General features: G+C 57.6%; 12 protein-coding genes. 5 read left to right on the forward strand and 7 right to left on the reverse strand.

Translation table 11 applies throughout. The annotated features are described in order from the left end of the window. Positions 1 to 5 precede the first annotated feature (5 nt). A complete protein-coding gene (gene antC, locus ACZ3HH_RS10585) occupies positions 6 to 1,037 on the forward strand; it encodes an anthranilate 1,2-dioxygenase electron transfer component AntC (RefSeq protein ID WP_465804386.1) in 1,032 nt (343 codons plus the stop codon). Positions 1,038 to 1,118: 81 nt separating this feature from the next. On the opposite strand, the gene ACZ3HH_RS10590 is transcribed toward antC, so the two are convergent. The 7 genes from ACZ3HH_RS10590 to ACZ3HH_RS10620 all read right to left on the reverse strand — a co-directional run bounded on the left by ACZ3HH_RS10590 (position 1,119) and on the right by ACZ3HH_RS10620 (position 8,244). Next, positions 1,119 to 2,666: a methyl-accepting chemotaxis protein gene (locus tag ACZ3HH_RS10590; RefSeq protein ID WP_465804388.1), complete on the reverse strand. Its 1,548-nt coding sequence runs from the start codon at positions 2,664 to 2,666 to the stop codon at positions 1,119 to 1,121. A 100-nt stretch (positions 2,667 to 2,766) separates the two neighbouring features. After that, positions 2,767 to 3,714 (reverse strand): SphA family protein, encoded by a 948-nt coding sequence (locus ACZ3HH_RS10595; protein WP_465804390.1) that lies wholly within the window; start codon positions 3,712 to 3,714, stop codon positions 2,767 to 2,769. A gap of 43 nt (positions 3,715 to 3,757) precedes the next feature. After that, a complete protein-coding gene (locus ACZ3HH_RS10600; RefSeq protein WP_465804392.1) occupies positions 3,758 to 4,300 on the reverse strand; it encodes a flavin reductase family protein in 543 nt (180 codons plus the stop codon). A gap of 25 nt (positions 4,301 to 4,325) precedes the next feature. Next, entirely contained in the window at positions 4,326 to 5,564 is a 1,239-nt protein-coding gene (locus ACZ3HH_RS10605; protein ID WP_465804394.1) for a styrene monooxygenase/indole monooxygenase family protein, read from the reverse strand. A gap of 79 nt (positions 5,565 to 5,643) precedes the next feature. After that, complete coding sequence (locus ACZ3HH_RS10610) at positions 5,644 to 6,429, reverse strand: SDR family oxidoreductase (protein WP_465804396.1); 786 nt, start codon at positions 6,427 to 6,429, stop codon at positions 5,644 to 5,646. A 10-nt stretch (positions 6,430 to 6,439) separates the two neighbouring features. Beyond that, positions 6,440 to 7,684 (reverse strand): dienelactone hydrolase family protein, encoded by a 1,245-nt coding sequence (locus ACZ3HH_RS10615; protein WP_465804398.1) that lies wholly within the window; start codon positions 7,682 to 7,684, stop codon positions 6,440 to 6,442. Positions 7,685 to 7,701: 17 nt separating this feature from the next. Beyond that, positions 7,702 to 8,244, reverse strand: coding sequence for a lecithin retinol acyltransferase family protein (locus tag ACZ3HH_RS10620; protein WP_465804399.1), 543 nt, complete (start codon positions 8,242 to 8,244; stop codon positions 7,702 to 7,704). Positions 8,245 to 8,664: 420 nt separating this feature from the next. On the opposite strand from ACZ3HH_RS10620, the gene ACZ3HH_RS10625 reads away from it, so the two are divergent. The 4 genes from ACZ3HH_RS10625 to ACZ3HH_RS10640 all read left to right on the forward strand — a co-directional run bounded on the left by ACZ3HH_RS10625 (position 8,665) and on the right by ACZ3HH_RS10640 (position 15,921). Then, complete coding sequence (locus ACZ3HH_RS10625; protein ID WP_465804401.1) at positions 8,665 to 9,690, forward strand: AraC family transcriptional regulator; 1,026 nt, start codon at positions 8,665 to 8,667, stop codon at positions 9,688 to 9,690. 352 nt (positions 9,691 to 10,042) lie between these two features. Further along, the gene (gene mexE, locus ACZ3HH_RS10630; protein ID WP_465804403.1) at positions 10,043 to 11,296 is read left to right on the forward strand and encodes a multidrug efflux RND transporter periplasmic adaptor subunit MexE; all 1,254 of its coding nucleotides are present in this window, start codon (positions 10,043 to 10,045) and stop codon (positions 11,294 to 11,296) included. A gap of 15 nt (positions 11,297 to 11,311) precedes the next feature. Next, positions 11,312 to 14,503: an efflux RND transporter permease subunit gene (locus tag ACZ3HH_RS10635; protein WP_465804405.1), complete on the forward strand. Its 3,192-nt coding sequence runs from the start codon at positions 11,312 to 11,314 to the stop codon at positions 14,501 to 14,503. Beyond that, positions 14,500 to 15,921: an efflux transporter outer membrane subunit gene (locus tag ACZ3HH_RS10640; protein WP_217854848.1), complete on the forward strand. Its 1,422-nt coding sequence runs from the start codon at positions 14,500 to 14,502 to the stop codon at positions 15,919 to 15,921. The genes ACZ3HH_RS10635 and ACZ3HH_RS10640 overlap by 4 nt, the downstream gene beginning before the upstream one ends. Positions 15,922 to 15,972: the final 51 nt, after the last annotated feature.

A 15,972-nucleotide genomic window follows, 5' to 3' on the forward strand; every position in this document is an offset into this window, starting at 1 on the left:
TTGTCATGAACCATAAAGTCGCTTTCAGCTTCGCAGACGGCAAGACCTCGTTCTTCGAGGTCAAACCAAACGAACTGCTGCTCGACGCCGCGCTGCGCAATGGCGTGAACATTCCGCTGGATTGTCGCGAAGGCGTCTGTGGCACCTGCCAGGGCCGCTGCGAATCAGGTCAATTCACTCAAGATTATGTCGATGACGAGGCTTTGTCCGAACACGATCTGGCGCAACGCAAGATGCTCTCCTGCCAGACCCGAGTGCAATCGGATGCCTCGTTCTATTTCGACTTCGATTCGAGCTTGTGCAACGCTGGGGCAACCCAATTATTGCAAGCGGTGATTACCCGTGTGGAGCAGGTTTCAGCCACTACCGCGATACTTCATATCGACGCTGGCGCCAGCCCGCAGCAACTGGATTTTCTTCCAGGGCAATACGCACGACTGCATGTACCGGGAACCAGCGAGTGGCGCTCCTACTCATTCGCCAACCGGCCCAATCCCACTAACCAGCTACAATTTCTCATCCGGCTGCTGCCTGACGGAGTGATGAGTAACTTCATCCGTGAGCATTGCCAACCCGGTCAACTCATCGAGTTCGAGGCCCCTCTGGGTAGTTTCTATCTACGCCAAGTGACCAAGCCTCTGGTATTGGTGGCAGGTGGAACCGGTCTATCGGCTTTTCTCGGGATGCTGGATAACATCGCGGAAAAGGGTGGCTGCGGACACCCGATCCAGCTGTTCTATGGTGTCACGCAGGACAATGACCTCTGCGAAACCCAACGGTTGGCGGGCTATCGCGAACGCATCGCTGATTTCGACTACCACCTTATCGTGTCGAAGCCATCAGAGCAGTGGAAAGGGAAAACCGGATGGATTCCTGATCACTTTGATCGGAATGCGTTTGAGGCTGATCCATTCGACATTTATCTGTGCGGCCCTCCTCCAATGGTCGAAGCGGTCAAGACCTGGTTTAACGTGCAGCAAATCGAAAAATTCCAGATGTTTTACGAGAAGTTCATCGAGAGCAATTCAAAACATTAAGAACCCTGGGGAGTATCTGGAATTAACCAGATACTCCCCTGCTGTTTTATCACCCCCGCTCAATTCCCCTTCCCTAAAAACTCAACGATCAAAACGCTCCGCCAGATTTCGCAGCGCCTCGGCCTGAGTTTTCAAGTCCTCACCAATTCTTTGACCATCCAATGCCTTGTCGACACTTTGCGTCGACAGCTCAGCCACTTGCAAAACCTGCTGTGACAAGCTCTCTACTACTTGAGACTGCTGCTCCATGGCAGAGGCGATCTGCATGCTCATGCCCGATATCTGGGTCAGTGAAAAATTCACACCAGCCAGGTTGCCCTGGACAGACTCCACTTCACGAGTGCTGTGTCGCGCGAACTCTCGGCCCTCATCGGTCAGTTGAACGGTGCGTTCAGTGGCATTACGCAGTTGCAGCAAGAGCGGTTGTATTTGCTGGGTTGCTTCCTGAGTGCGTGTTGCCAGTTGCCGTACCTCGTCGGCAACAACACTGAACCCCCTGCCCGCTTCGCCGGCGCGAGCAGCCTCAATGGCAGCGTTCAACGCCAGCAAGTTAGTTTGTCCAGCAATCGAACTGATAATGTTGGTGATTGCGCCGATGGACTCGGTGGAACTGGCCAACTGTTGAACCGCCACTGCAATATCCCCGACGGATGTGCTGAGTTGCTGCATCGCATCAAGACTCTTGCCGGACAATTGCTCGCCATGATTGGCGAGCCTGACAGCTTCTTGGGTGGCCAGATTTGTTGCCTGAACATTACTGGCGACCTCTTGGATAGTGGCTGCCAATTCGCTGAGGGCGGTTACTGATAAATCGGTTTCATCACGCTGACGTTCAAGACGCTGAGTCTCGGCCTGGATCAACTGCGCAAGCTCGACCACCCGCTGCTCAACGACGCCTCCGGTCGTCCCGATTCGCGACAACGCGCTTTGCAAGCGGCTTTCTTCCGCAATCAGGGCCATTTCCATTAACGCTGCAGCACCAGGCGCATTACTGTAAATATTGGCGGTTAACGCGTCGGCAAAGGCTTTGGGATGGGCAACAAAAATCTGCTTGACGGCACGGGACTGTCGCCAGTCCTGGATACCCGCCATCACGGCCAATCCCGCCACCACAACAGCACTCTGGGCCCAAAAAGAATCCAGCTGCCAAAGACCTGCCGACAACAATAATCCAAGAGGCAGGCTCGGTAATGCAGACCCCAGCAGTCGATTGAGACGAGAGCCCCAGTGAAGAATTACCCCACCAGAAACTAACCGCGAATAGAGCTTCTCTGCACGCTTGGTTTGCGCTTGCGATGGTGAGCTATAGACAGCCCCATAGGCCTCAATCCCATCGACGCCGAACACCGGTTTTATGTAGACATTCAACCAATAGGTTGAGCCATCCTTGCGCCGATTCTTCAACAGCCCCATCCAGGGCTTTCGTTGTTGCAGCGCACTCCACAGGCTACTGAAAATGGGTGCGGGCATATCTGGATGTTTAAGAAGACTGCTTGATTGTTGCAGCAGTTCCTGACTCGTATACCCGCTAAGTTTGATAAAAGCTTCGCTACCGTGGGTGATGCGCCCCTGTAGGTCGGTTCGACATATCAAGACAGCATTGCCAGAGGAAGTACGAGGTACGGACATGACTAAAAGGTTCCAAAAAGGAAAAAAAAAGCCTGCCCCATAAGGGCAGGCAGAAGACCAAAGTAGAAGGAAGCTACGGAGCACGATGACTGCGGCGGTCTTAAAAGTGATGGACGTAGCGCATTTGCACGCGACTACCCTCTGGACGGTTCTCGACGTCCTGTTCGAAGTAGGCGTTCAAAAAAACATGATCGTCCTTGGAGAAGCTGTACATCGCCCCCGGTCCTATGGCCCATACCTTTTCACGACGGCCGGAAACCTCATGACCATCGACTTTGGTATCGGTGATTTGTTTTAGCCAATAGCCGTTGATCCCCAGCCGCAGCTTCGGTGTCACTGCATACTCGGTCGCAAAGTTTGCATGCAGGGCCTGGCCAGCTTGAACATCATCGGCGCCACCAAACGCCGGGCCCGGATCATCATTCTTGCCGTTATAAAGATAGTGAGCTCGAACCGACGCCGTCCACTTTGGGGTAAACCAATAAGTGGCCGCCCAATAAGGGTCAAACGACCAAGCGTTAGCGCCCGGGTTGATGTCATGCTTATTGTCGTATTTGCCGGTCGGCACATTGACCTGTAACTCGATGCGGTGAGCGAAACGCGGCCCATCCGGCCCCATGATCGGATCAAACTGGATCATCGGGCCTAACAGAAGATCACCCAGACCGCTTTGAGCCTTTATCGCCGCATTATTCAGCCCGTCATCAACATCCATGCTGGTCACAAAAGGCAGCACAGCGTTCATGCCCAGAGTTGCATTACCCAAGCGAAGATCGGAAAAATAGCTGACTTGAGTCACTGCGACCTGATAATCCAGTTCTTGTTTGGGCAAACCCAGTGCCTTGCCATTTTGATCTCGAAAACGATTAGCGCTGTAGTTCTGGAAGTATTCCTGAAAGTACCAACCCGGTCCGGCTGGCGGGGCGCCGTCGAGGAAACTGGTCAACCCCAGATTGACCACCGGCAAGTCATACGCCTGCGCCGGTTCAACTCCCAAGAGGCCAGGGCCCAGCACGCACACCGATAGCAGTTTTATTTTTGTTTTCATAACGCTCTCCACTTGCAGCAAGGCTAAAGGCAAGACTCCTGACTTATCGACTCAACCCGGGATGCTCTGCGGCCACTCGATACTGCCCGCAGTGAAACACCAGCGGTTCCCCTGCACCGTGGCGGTAGTGTTCGATTTGCCCAAGGAAAATCAGATGGTCACCGCCCTCGTACTGAGTGACATTGCGGCAGACCAGCGTGGCGATTACACCCTCGAGAAGCGGTACCCCGGCCTCTCCGGCCGTGAAGGCCACACCGGAGAACTTGTCGGGTGCAGGTCGTGCAAAACGTCCGGAAATATCGTGCTGATCAGCCCCCAAAACATTGATCGCAAAATGGCTGCACGACAGGTAATCGACCAGACTCGGAGCGTTGCGAGAAATGCTCCAAAGTATCAGGGGAGGATCGAGCGAGACCGACGAAAACGAATTAGCAGTCATGCCAACATTGCGCCCATCGGTGGTGCGCGTAGTGATTACGGTAACACCCGTGGCAAATTGCCCGAGGAGATTACGCAGTTCACGTGGATCGCAATCCTGCGCGTTGACCAGATCATGCTCGATGGATTCTGCGGTAAGTGCATTCATGATGAACTCCTGGCTCGATGGCGGCTCAAGCGGCCTGACGAGTCTTTTTCTGAATAAAGGCCTGGCAAGACTGGGCGTCGAACCACCAAGGTGCAAAAGTGCGCGGGTCATCGAAACCATTGGCGATGGCCGATGCCAGAGGTTGTGACTGGCTCGCGGCACCCAGCAGTTCCAGCAGATGCTGAGGCGGTGGCGTCAGCATGGTGTTGGTCCACTTGACCACATGCTGGGCATAGCTCCAGTACTGCTCGAACGTGTCGTGCATCCAGTCAGGACCAAAGTCTTGCGCGCCACGCGCGACAATCGCGTCCAGGTAAACCTTGCTGCACTTGGCGGCATTGTTCGAACCCTGGCCGGTAATCGGGTCGTTGACGACCAGGGCATCGGCCATGCCAAAGACCTTGCGGCCAGACGGCAGCGTCAATACCGGTTTGCGCACCATCGGCGTGAATCTGCCGGACAAGAAGCCCTTGTCATCGGTCATTTCCACGGAGCGGCAGCGTTCGGCTTCCCAAGGGACGTAGCGATTGACCAGCTCCAGGCTTTTCTCGAGATGTTGCTCGGCAGATGTAATCCCCTGCCAGCAGTCCATCGGCCCGCCCGGAATCCCTTCGAAGACCATGATTTCGCAAGGTCCGGTGGTTGTCAGGCACGGAAACACAAAGTACTCACCTACACCGGGAATCAGGTTGAAGCTGACCCGGGAAAACGGCGACATCGGTGTCATGCCCTTCACATAGGTCAATGACAGCGCCCTTTGCGGTTGCTGAAACTGAGTCCGCTCGGCATCTTTTTCAAACAGATTGACGATTTCGCCCTTACCCGCCGCCAGCAGTACCAGGTCATGGCTGGTCGACAGAAGCTCCAACTCGGCCACACCGACATCCTGGATAATGACCTCGCCGCCACGCTTCACGACCTCGTCCATCCACACTGGCATTTTCAGACGCTGATCAACTGATTGGGCGTAGCGATCCAGCCGGGTACTCCAGCTGAACAGTGGTTCATTCGGCTTTTCTGGGTCAGGCACTGCCAGACCAATACCTTCTACGGCCGGGCACTGGTCTTCCCAAAAGTTGAGGCCCAAATCACGCTCACTTTGCAGAGCAGCGTTGAACATGCACTGACTGGACATCACTTTACCGTTGCGAATGTCCTCGCCATTACGATTAGTGGCCAGGGTCACATGGTAGCCCTTGGCGAGCAGGCCTAGAGCGAGTTGCAGGCCGGCTTGACCGGCTCCGACGATGGCGATTCGACGCATTGTTATTCTCCTGGTTATCGACGGTTACAGGTGCAGCATTCGGCAGTCGCCGAACAGGGTTTCTTGTTAGTGTTCTGTGTTATTCAGCAAGCCTTGGTATCGCCGGCAGGTTCTGTTCCGGCCCCATGACCGAGTAGCCTCCATCGACGGCATAATCCGCACCCGTCACAAAGCTGGCGGCTGGCGAACATAGAAACGCCACCACATTGGCCACTTCGCCGGGTTCTCCCAGGCGGCCCAACAGGTGATAGGAAGCGGCGACCGCATCAGCCTTTACGCGGTTACCGCCACTGGCTTGGTCGATCACCCGCGACCAGGTCCAGCCAGGCGACACCGAATTAACGCGGATACCGTCGGCGGCCAGGTCCATAGCCATGCAGCGAGTCAGCTGCACCATGGCGGCCTTCGAAACGGGGTAGAGCCAACGACCGGTCTGGGCACACTTGGCCGAGATGGAAGTGAAATTGACAATCGCCCCACGTCGGGCTTTAAGGTCCTGATGCACCGCTTGAGTCAATGCCACGGCCGAAACCAGGTTCACATCAAGCGCCTGCAACCAATCCTGGCGACTGGAAGCAAAGCCTTGGTCGCTGTAAGTGCAGGCCAGATTAATCAACAGGTCGACCCCACCAAAACGTGCCCGAACTTCTTCGACGGCATGCGCAATGAGTTCGTCATCCGTTACATCGAGATGAAAAAATGCGGCTCGCTCACCGAGCTCGGAAGCGGCCCTGAGACCTGCTTCTCGATCGATATCGAACAGCGCGACGCTAGCGCCGGCATCCATCAGCGCTCGAGCGACGGCGGAACCAATCAGGGTTGCGCCACCGCTGATCACGGCGACCTTATTCTGTAGATGAGACATGTCGTTCCCCTTACACCGGTTTGTCGGCGCTGGAAGCCCAACTTGGCATCAGCGTGTTGGAGGGCAGTGACTCATCAAGTAACTTTTGCGCAGTCACCACACCCGCCACGGGTAGCCCGGTCGGATCCAGCAGACCGATCTGAACCAGCACGCTGGCCTGATCCCAGTAGATGTGTTCGTGATAGAGCTTCGGCCCGCGGAACTTGACTACGCCAAGCATCGGGATCTCGACGTAGCGCCCGGTGGGTGCCACCCCGGGAAGCATCCAGTCGATCTCGGAGTCATGGGTGAAGCTCATGATGAATTCATCGACGATCTGTGACGCACCGACCGTGCGAGACAGTGGCGTCAACGCCATATCCTTGGGATTTCCATGGACGAAGTGATGCTGGTAGAAGCGGCTCAACTCTTTAGCACCCACGCCGCCGGTCATGGTCGGGATGTGGTTGACGTAAGGTTCAGCGACCATGGTAGCCATGGTGGCGGGTACGTCCCGGGTATCGAACTCGTGACGTACGTGCTCGTCCCACAGGTCAGAGAGGTTGTAGTCTGGCCCTAGCTCCCGGCGTAATGCAGCAACAGTCCGCTCGTGGGCCAGAAGCGCTGATGGCTTGTGGTAGTGATGACCGCTGGGGCGAGCAAACGCGTGATCAACGCCCGGATAAACGTAGAGTTCAACACCCTTTTTATCGCAAAGGGCCTGCTTGATCGCGAAGCGGGCCTCTGCTGGACAGAACTGATCCTGTTCGGCCATATGAAGCACCAGACGCCCTTGAAGTCCTTCAATTTCCGAGAGCGCGGTTTCAATCCCTACGCCGTAGTAGCCAACGGCACAGGCCACCTCAGGCAATCGACAGGCCGCCAGGTAAGCCAGTTTGCCGCCCAGGCAATAGCCGACAACGCCCAGGTCCCCCGGCTTGCATTGGGGCAATGACTCCAAAGCCTTCAGAGTGGCACGGATATCATCAATGCCCAGTGCCTCGTCGAAACCCTGGTAGAGCGCATAGGCACGACCAAACTCCGCTTCGGTGTAACCTAAATCGACACCGGGCTCTTGGCGCCAGTACAGGTCCGGAACCAGCACCGTATAACCTTCCTCGGCCAACAGGTCGGCAACTTCACGCATTGCCTGGTTAACGCCGAAGATTTCCTGACAAAGCACCACACCCGGACCGCGACCATCGATAGAGGTCGCAAGGTAAGCCTGGAACTGACCGCCGGACGGAACCGGCACGCTTATATATTGGCCTTTCATCTCGAATCTCCAAGGGCTCAGGAACGTTGGATGTGATATTGGGCACCTTCTGCTGCACCGACTATCCGCTGAGTGCAACGCTTGTCCGAGGCCTGCAGGAAGTTATCCGGCAGGCTTTGCAGCACCAACCGCAGCAGTGCCAATGGATGGGTCATGAAGCCGCGAACCTGTTCGCTGCTGCTTTTGCCGTACAGGCACCAGTTACAGAAGTGCTCGCAATTATTAGTCAGCAACCGGTAGCGATTTTCCCCCAGGCGCGAGAGTGCCCGGCGTATCACCTCCCCACCGTCAAACTGAGACAAAGGGGCATCGTCGACCCACACCTGTTGCCCACAAGCAAAACGGTCCAATGCCAACACTTCGACCGGACCGACCTGAAAACCTTTATGAAAGCCTGCGTAGTGCACGACTCGATGCCCGCCCAGATAAATTCCATGGTGGTAGTAACGACGTCTTGAAGTGATGAGATGACTGCCGGGTTGAACGTCGGCGTTTTCCAAGTCATCCCAGTTGCGCCATTGATGATTGCCCGGGGTTGGCGGTGTATGGGTAATGTTCATGGCGTTCACCTCCCGTCTGGCGGCTTCAACGAATCAACAAGCGTTGAAGTCATGGTGCGACCCTGCCCTTGTCGGCACTATCCATCTGATGCTGTCGTTGTCCGGAGGCTGCGAAAATGTATCAGCGCCTTTGCCACACTCACCGGACAGACATGCCTCAGCCCTCCTCAAAAAAGTTGGACGCCCAGTGTTTACGGGAGGATTCTAAGAATTACCGACTACGCCACGCTCCGTCAGAGTGCCTCTGTCGTCGCTTGGCACACCAATTGCTCGCTTAGGCAGACAGCCCAATAAGGGCACAAAAAGAAACGGACATGCACACGGGTTATCCGGATAACGCAGCGATCATCCAGATCCTGCAAAACTGCGGTAACACCACCGTGCGACATGCCTTGAATCGTGCATGCAACTGAGGTGACCATGAGTCAGAATCTCATCGCACAGCGCTGCGCCAGCCTTTTCGACAGTGCGTCGCTGTTCACCCCGGAAAACCAATTATTTCTGCTCAATGATCTGGAAGGCATCCGCGAAGGCGTCAGCGGCGTCTTCAAAAACCACGAACTGCGCTGCATCGACAGCACCGAGCGGGTCAGCGCACGGATGCACCATATCAACCGTGGACGACTGTCCCTGAACCGATTGGAATACGGCGTCAACGTCTTTATCGATCCAGGTCGCCTCGAGGATTTTTTCCTGATCCAGGTACCCATCAAGGGACAAGCACGCATTCAGTGCGCAGGACATGACTTCATCTCCACGCCGGAACGGGCCTCGCTGATCTCCCCCAATCTGCCGTTATCGATGAGCTGGGACGCCAACGCGCCACAATTGGCCTTGAGGATCGAGCGCAGTGAAGTCGAATACCATTGCGTCCAGCATCTGGGACACAATTTGGAAAGACCGTTGGAGTTCGATCCAGAACTCGACCTGACCACACCTGGAGGTCACTACTTTCTCCAGCTAATCGGCATTCTGGCGGACGCAATCAAGCTGGATAACCATCCACTGCACCATTCGCTGGTACTCAAGCAGTTCGAGTCAATGCTGATCAATGCTCTGGTTTACGGCCAGCCGAACAATCTTCGAGAACGCCTGGACTGTGCCAGCAACAGACCGCCTTTACCCCACTTCGTCAAAAGAACCGAAGAGTTCATGCGCGCTCACGCCGACCAACCGCTGAGCATCGAGCAATTGGCCGAACATGCAGGTGTGAGCGTTCGCACGCTATTCGCCGGCTTCCGCGACTTTTGCGATACCACGCCCATGGCCTATTTGCGCAACTTACGGCTGGAACAAGTGCACCTTGAACTGAGCCGTCAGCAACAAGAAGATTCGGTCACAGATATCGCCTTCAAATGGGGTTTTGCTCATTTGGGGCGATTCGCACAGGAATATAAAAGACGCTACGGCGAAGCCCCCTCAACAACGCTCAGATTCCGTAGCTGAGCTCAGAGCACAGGCAGAGTTGACCGAACCTGCGAGGCTGGTTTGATTTCTGTTTTGGGGCTGATGGCCTCTTCGCGGGCAAGCCTCGCTCCTACAGAAGAACGCGATCTAACGTGGGAGCGAGGCTTGCCCGCGAAAGCCGTGACACGGTTTCGGGCCAATCCCTTACACTCCCTGCAACACTGATTTGTCATCATTTCATTTGATAGCCCACTAATGGAAGGTGCATGCTAGAGGGCTCGCTTTGAGCTTATATCATTCCGAATGATAGTTACCTTCGGTTCATTCGATTCGTGCCATACCACCCCGCCAAGCATCATCCGTCCATCTCAATACATTGGCGGATGCATCCATGGAACAGTCACTCAAACATTTGCGCTTCCCCTTGGCCCTGTTGGCCGTGCTGGTGATGAGCGCTTGCGGCAAGACTCCGGACGCTGCCGCCACCATGCCCGCAGCCAAAGTCAGCGTGGCCAAGGTGCTGGAACAACCGGTCAACGAGTGGGACGAATTCACCGGGCGCCTTGAAGCGCCGGAAACGGTAGAGATTCGTCCACGGGTTTCCGGCCAGATCGATGACGTGGCCTTCACCGAAGGCGCGCTGGTCAAGAAAGGCGATCTGTTGTTCCAGATCGACCCGCGCCCCTTCCAGGCTGAGGTCCGCCGCCTCGAAGCCCTGGTTGCCCAAGCTCGCGCCACCGCCACCCGCAGCGAAAACGAATCCCAGCGCGGCGAACGTCTGCGCACCAGCAACGCGATTTCCGCCGAACTCGCCGACTCGCGCACCAGCGCGGCTCAAGAAGCCCGCGCGGCCGTCGGCGCCCTCCAGGCCCAACTGGACCTGGCCAAACTGAACCTGAGCTTCACCCGTGTCACTGCGCCTATCAGCGGCCGTGTCAGCCGTGCGGAAATCACCGCCGGCAACCTGGTGACCGCCGATACCACCGCGCTGACCAGCGTCGTTTCCACTGACAAGGTGTACGCCTACTTCGACGCTGACGAACGTGTATTCCTCAAATACACCCAGCTCGCCCGTCAGGGCAAACGCGGTGCAACCACCCCGGTTTACCTCGGTCTGTCCAACGAAGACGGCAACCCGCACCAGGGCGTGATGAACTTCGTCGACAACCAGGTCAACCCGAAAACCGGCACCATCCGCGGTCGCGCTGTCTTTGATAACGCCGACGGACAGTACACCCCTGGCCTGTATGCCCGTCTGAAACTGGTCGGCAGCGGCACTTACTCCGCGGTGTTGATCAACGACGAAGCGGTCGGTACCGACCTGGGTAAAAAGTTCGTGCTGGTGATGGATGCCGACAACAAAACGGCTTATCGCCCTGTGGAGCTGGGTCCGAAGATCGAAGGTCTGCGCATCGTGCGCAGCGGCCTGAACAAAGACGACACCATCATCGTCAAGGGCTTGCAACGGGTTCGCCCTGGCTCACCGGTCACGCCTGAAGTGATCCCGATGGCCAGCGAACAAACCCTCGCGGCCCTCGCACAACAACGACAAGCGCTGGAAGCCAGCAACCTGCCTCAAGTCGCACCGGCCAAGGTCGCGCCGGGTGCGGTTGTGAAAGTGGCTGCTGCCACTCCACGCGGTTAAGGGACAATTACTCCGATGAATTTTTCCCAATTCTTCATTTCACGGCCGATCTTCGCAGCGGTACTGTCGCTGCTGATCCTGATCGCTGGCGCCATCTCGCTGTTCCAGTTGCCGATCAGCGAATACCCGGAAGTCGTGCCACCGACCGTTGTGGTCCGTGCCAACTTCCCGGGCGCCAACCCTAAAGTCATCGGTGAAACCGTGGCCGCTCCGTTGGAGCAAGCCATCACCGGCGTTGAGAACATGCTGTACATGTCCTCGCAGTCCACCGCTGACGGCAAGATCACCCTGACCATCACCTTCGCCCTGGGCACTGACCTGGACAACGCGCAGGTGCAGGTGCAGAACCGCGTGACGCGCTCCGAGCCCAAGCTTCCCGAGGAAGTGACGCGCATCGGTATCACCGTCGACAAGGCTTCGCCCGACCTGACCATGGTTGTGCACTTGACCTCGCCGGACAAACGCTACGACATGCTCTACCTGTCCAACTACGCCTTGCTCAACATCAAGGATGAGCTGGCGCGTCTGGGCGGTGTCGGTGACGTGCAGCTGTTCGGCATGGGCGATTACTCGCTGCGGGTGTGGCTCGATCCGAACAAGACTGCTTCGCGCAACCTGACCGCCACCGATGTGGTTACCGCGATTCGTGAACAAAACCGCCAAGTGGCGGCCGGTGCCCTGGGCGCCCCGCCAGCACCGAATGCCACGGCATTCCAGCTGTCGATCAACACGCAAGGTCGTCTGGTTTCCGAAGAAGAGTTTGAGAACATCATCATTCGTTCCGGCGAAAATGGTGAAATCACTCGCCTGAAAGACATCGCCCGCGTCGAACTCGGCTCTAGCCAATACGCCCTGCGCTCCTTGCTGGACAACCAGCCGGCGGTGGCGATCCCGATCTTCCAGCGCCCTGGCTCCAACGCGATCCAAATCTCCAACGACGTTCGGGAGAAAATGGCCGAGCTGAAGAAGAACTTCCCGGAAGGCATGGACTTCAGCATCGTCTATGACCCGACGATCTTCGTGCGTGGCTCCATCGAGGCGGTGGTTCACACCCTCTTCGAAGCGCTGATCCTGGTTGTGCTCGTGGTGATCCTGTTCCTGCAAACCTGGCGCGCCTCGATCATCCCGTTGGTGGCGGTGCCGGTTTCGCTGATCGGTACGTTTGCCGTGATGCACCTGTTCGGCTTCTCATTGAACGCCCTGTCGCTGTTCGGGCTGGTACTGGCCATCGGTATCGTGGTCGACGATGCGATTGTGGTGGTGGAGAACGTCGAGCGAAACATCGGGCTCGGATTAACCCCTGTAGAAGCCACCAAGCGTGCGATGCGCGAAGTGACCGGCCCTATCATCGCGACGGCGCTGGTGTTGTGCGCGGTGTTTATCCCAGCTGCGTTCATCTCCGGCTTGACCGGGCAGTTCTATAAACAGTTCGCCCTGACGATTGCGATCTCGACCGTGATCTCGGCCTTCAACTCGCTGACCTTGTCGCCGGCTCTGGCTGCGGTATTGCTCAAAAGTCATGACGCGCCGAAGGACCGTTTCTCCAAGGTTCTGGACAAAATCTTCGGTGGCTGGTTGTTCCGCCCGTTCAACCGTTTCTTTGACAAGGCCAGCCACGGCTATGTCGGCACCGTGGGCCGGGTTATCCGCAGCAGCGGTATCGCCCTGCTGCTGTACGCAGGCCTGATGGTATTGACGTTCTTCGGTTTCTCCAACACCCCGACCGGTTTCGTACCCGGCCAGGACAAGCAATACCTGGTGGCCTTCGCGCAACTGCCGGATGCCGCGAGCCTGGACCGTACCGAAGACGTGATCAAGCGCATGTCCGACCTGGCCCTGAAACAACCTGGTGTGGAAAGCGCGGTGGCCTTCCCGGGTCTGTCGATCAACGGATTCACCAACAGCCCTAACTCCGGCATCGTGTTCGTCACCCTGAAACCGTTCGACGAACGTAAGGATCCGAGCATGTCCGCCGGTGCGATTGCCGGTGCATTGAACGGCCAGTACGCCGGGATTCAGGAAGCCTATATGGCGATCTTCCCGCCGCCGCCGGTACAAGGCTTGGGGACCATTGGCGGTTTCCGCCTGCAGATCGAAGACCGGGGCAACCTGGGCTACGACGAGCTGTACAAAGAAACCATGAACATCATCACCAAAAGCCACAGCGTGCCGGAGCTGGCTGGCCTGTTCACCAGCTACACCGTGAACGTGCCGCAGGTCGATGCCGCCATCGACCGGGAAAAAGCCAAGACCCACGGCGTTGCCGTCAGTGACATCTTCGACACCCTGCAGATCTACCTGGGTTCGCTGTATGCCAACGACTTCAACCGCTTCGGTCGCACCTATCAGGTCAACGTTCAGGCTGAGCAACAGTTCCGCCTCGAATCGGACCAGATCGGTCAGCTGAAAGTGCGTAACAACCGGGGCGAGATGATCCCGCTGGCGACCTTCATCAAGGTCAGCGACACCTCGGGGCCGGACCGCGTGATGCACTACAACGGCTTCATCACCGCTGAAATCAACGGTGCAGCAGCCCCCGGCTACAGCTCCGGCCAAGCCGAGAAAGCCATCGAGAAACTGCTCAAGGACGAATTGCCCAACGGCATGACCTACGAGTGGACCGACCTGACCTACCAGCAGATTCTGTCCGGCAACACCGCGCTGTTCGTGTTCCCGCTCTGCGTACTGCTGGCGTTCCTGGTGCTCGCGGCGCAATACGAAAGCTGGAGCCTGCCACTGGCGGTGATCCTGATCGTACCGATGACCCTGCTGTCGGCCATTACCGGTGTGATTGCCTCGGGCGGCGACAACAACATCTTTACCCAGATCGGCTTGATCGTACTGGTGGGACTTGCGTGTAAGAACGCGATTCTGATCGTCGAGTTTGCCAAGGATAAACAGGAAGAAGGCCTCGGCCCGCTGGCCGCGGTGCTGGAAGCTTGCCGTCTGCGTCTTCGGCCGATTCTGATGACCTCCTTCGCGTTCATCATGGGTGTTGTGCCTCTGGTTTTCTCCAGCGGTGCCGGTGCCGAAATGCGTCATGCCATGGGTGTGGCGGTGTTCTCGGGGATGCTCGGGGTGACCTTCTTCGGTCTGTTGTTGACGCCGGTGTTCTACGTACTGATTCGCAACTTTGTGGAGCGCGGTGAAGCGCGCAAAGCGGCCAAGGCGCTGAAATTGGAAAAGCAACTGGAGGCGCAACAATGAGCCTGAAAGCCTTCCTGCCGAGCCTTCTGGTACTGGCCCTGAGTGCCTGCGCCGTCGGCCCGGACTACAAAACCCCAGCGACGGAGGCGGCCAACATCACGGCCGCCACCGATGGCAGCGCCGGTCAGAAGAACTTCGACCGGGCCCGTTTCGAAGGCATCTGGTGGCAGCAGTTCGAGGATCCGACCCTCAACCAGTTGGTGACGCAATCCTTGCAAGGCAACCGCGATTTGCGCGTGGCTTTTGCCCGCTGGAAAGCGGCCCGGGCGATTCGCGATGACGCCAGCAATGACGCCATGCCGACCATCACCAGCCGCGCGAGCAGTGATTTGGCCAAAGGACAGATTCCCGGCCAAACCACTAAACGCGTCAGCAGTGAACGCTATGACCTGGGCCTGGACATGGCCTGGGAACTGGACTTGTTCGGTCGCATCCAGCGCAACCTGGAATCCAGCGACGCCGAACAGCAGGCGGCCGAAGCCGATCTTTACCAACTGCAAGTCACCATGATTGCCGAACTGGTGGACGCCTATGGCCAGCTGCGCGGTGCGCAGTTGCGGGAAAAGATCGCCCTGGCCAACCTGAACAACCAGCAAGAGTCGCGCAAGATCACCGAAAGCCTGCGTGATGCCGGTGTCGGCGATCAGCTGGACGTGGTTCGCGCCGATGCGCGCCTGGCCTCTGTCGAAGCCAGCGTGCCGCAACTGCAGGCAGAACAGGTGCGTCAGCGCAACCGCATCGCCACCCTGCTGGGTGAGCGTCCGGACAAGCTCACCGTCGACCTGAGTCCAAAAGACTTGCCGGCAATCGCCAAGGCCCTGCCGATCGGTGATCCGGGCGAACTGCTGCAGCGGCGTCCGGACATCCGCAGCGCCGAACGCCAACTGGCGGCCGCCACCGCCCGTATCGGCGTGGCCAAGGCTGATTTGTTCCCACGTGTCAGCCTCAGCGGCTTCCTCGGCTTCACCGCCGGGCGCGGTTCGCAGATCGGCTCCTCGGCGGCCAACGCCTGGGCACTGGGCCCAAGCATTACCTGGGCGGCATTCGACCTGGGCAGCGTGCGCGCGCGTTTGCGCGGCGCCGATGCTGAAGCCGAAGGCGCTCTGGCGACCTACGAGCAGCAAGTCCTGCTGGCGCTGGAAGAGTCGGAAAACGCCTTCAGCGATTACGGCAAACGTCAGCAACGCCTGATCTCGCTGATTCGTCAAAGCGAGTCAAGCCGCGCCGCTGCCGATCTCGCCGACATTCGCTACCGCGAAGGCACCGTGGACTTCCTGGTGCTGCTCGATGCTCAGCGCGAGCGCCTGGCAGCCGAAGACACCCAGGCCCAGGCCGAAGTCGATTTGTATCGCGGCATCGTCGCGATCTACAAAGCCCTCGGCGGCGGCTGGCAGCCAGAGACGGTCGCCAGCAAGTAACGTTTCAAAGAGCTCCTTTGGTTGGCCGCAACCAACCAATTCTTTTGCCCC

This window comes from Pseudomonas sp. PME37.24/025 (genome assembly GCF_055556615.1).

Excerpts from the sequence above, each read along its gene's own strand:
- antC (WP_465804386.1), top strand. The coding sequence starts at position 6 with ATGAACCATAAAGTCGCTTTCAGCTTCGCAGACGGCAAGACCTCGTTC.
- ACZ3HH_RS10590 (WP_465804388.1), bottom strand. The coding sequence starts at position 2,666 with ATGTCCGTACCTCGTACTTCCTCTGGCAATGCTGTCTTGATATGTCGA.
- ACZ3HH_RS10595 (WP_465804390.1), bottom strand. The coding sequence starts at position 3,714 with ATGAAAACAAAAATAAAACTGCTATCGGTGTGCGTGCTGGGCCCTGGC.
- ACZ3HH_RS10600 (WP_465804392.1), bottom strand. The coding sequence starts at position 4,300 with ATGAATGCACTTACCGCAGAATCCATCGAGCATGATCTGGTCAACGCG.
- ACZ3HH_RS10605 (WP_465804394.1), bottom strand. The coding sequence starts at position 5,564 with ATGCGTCGAATCGCCATCGTCGGAGCCGGTCAAGCCGGCCTGCAACTC.
- ACZ3HH_RS10610 (WP_465804396.1), bottom strand. The coding sequence starts at position 6,429 with ATGTCTCATCTACAGAATAAGGTCGCCGTGATCAGCGGTGGCGCAACC.
- ACZ3HH_RS10615 (WP_465804398.1), bottom strand. The coding sequence starts at position 7,684 with ATGAAAGGCCAATATATAAGCGTGCCGGTTCCGTCCGGCGGTCAGTTC.
- ACZ3HH_RS10620 (WP_465804399.1), bottom strand. The coding sequence starts at position 8,244 with ATGAACATTACCCATACACCGCCAACCCCGGGCAATCATCAATGGCGC.
- ACZ3HH_RS10625 (WP_465804401.1), top strand. The coding sequence starts at position 8,665 with ATGAGTCAGAATCTCATCGCACAGCGCTGCGCCAGCCTTTTCGACAGT.
- mexE (WP_465804403.1), top strand. The coding sequence starts at position 10,043 with ATGGAACAGTCACTCAAACATTTGCGCTTCCCCTTGGCCCTGTTGGCC.
- ACZ3HH_RS10635 (WP_465804405.1), top strand. The coding sequence starts at position 11,312 with ATGAATTTTTCCCAATTCTTCATTTCACGGCCGATCTTCGCAGCGGTA.
- ACZ3HH_RS10640 (WP_217854848.1), top strand. The coding sequence starts at position 14,500 with ATGAGCCTGAAAGCCTTCCTGCCGAGCCTTCTGGTACTGGCCCTGAGT.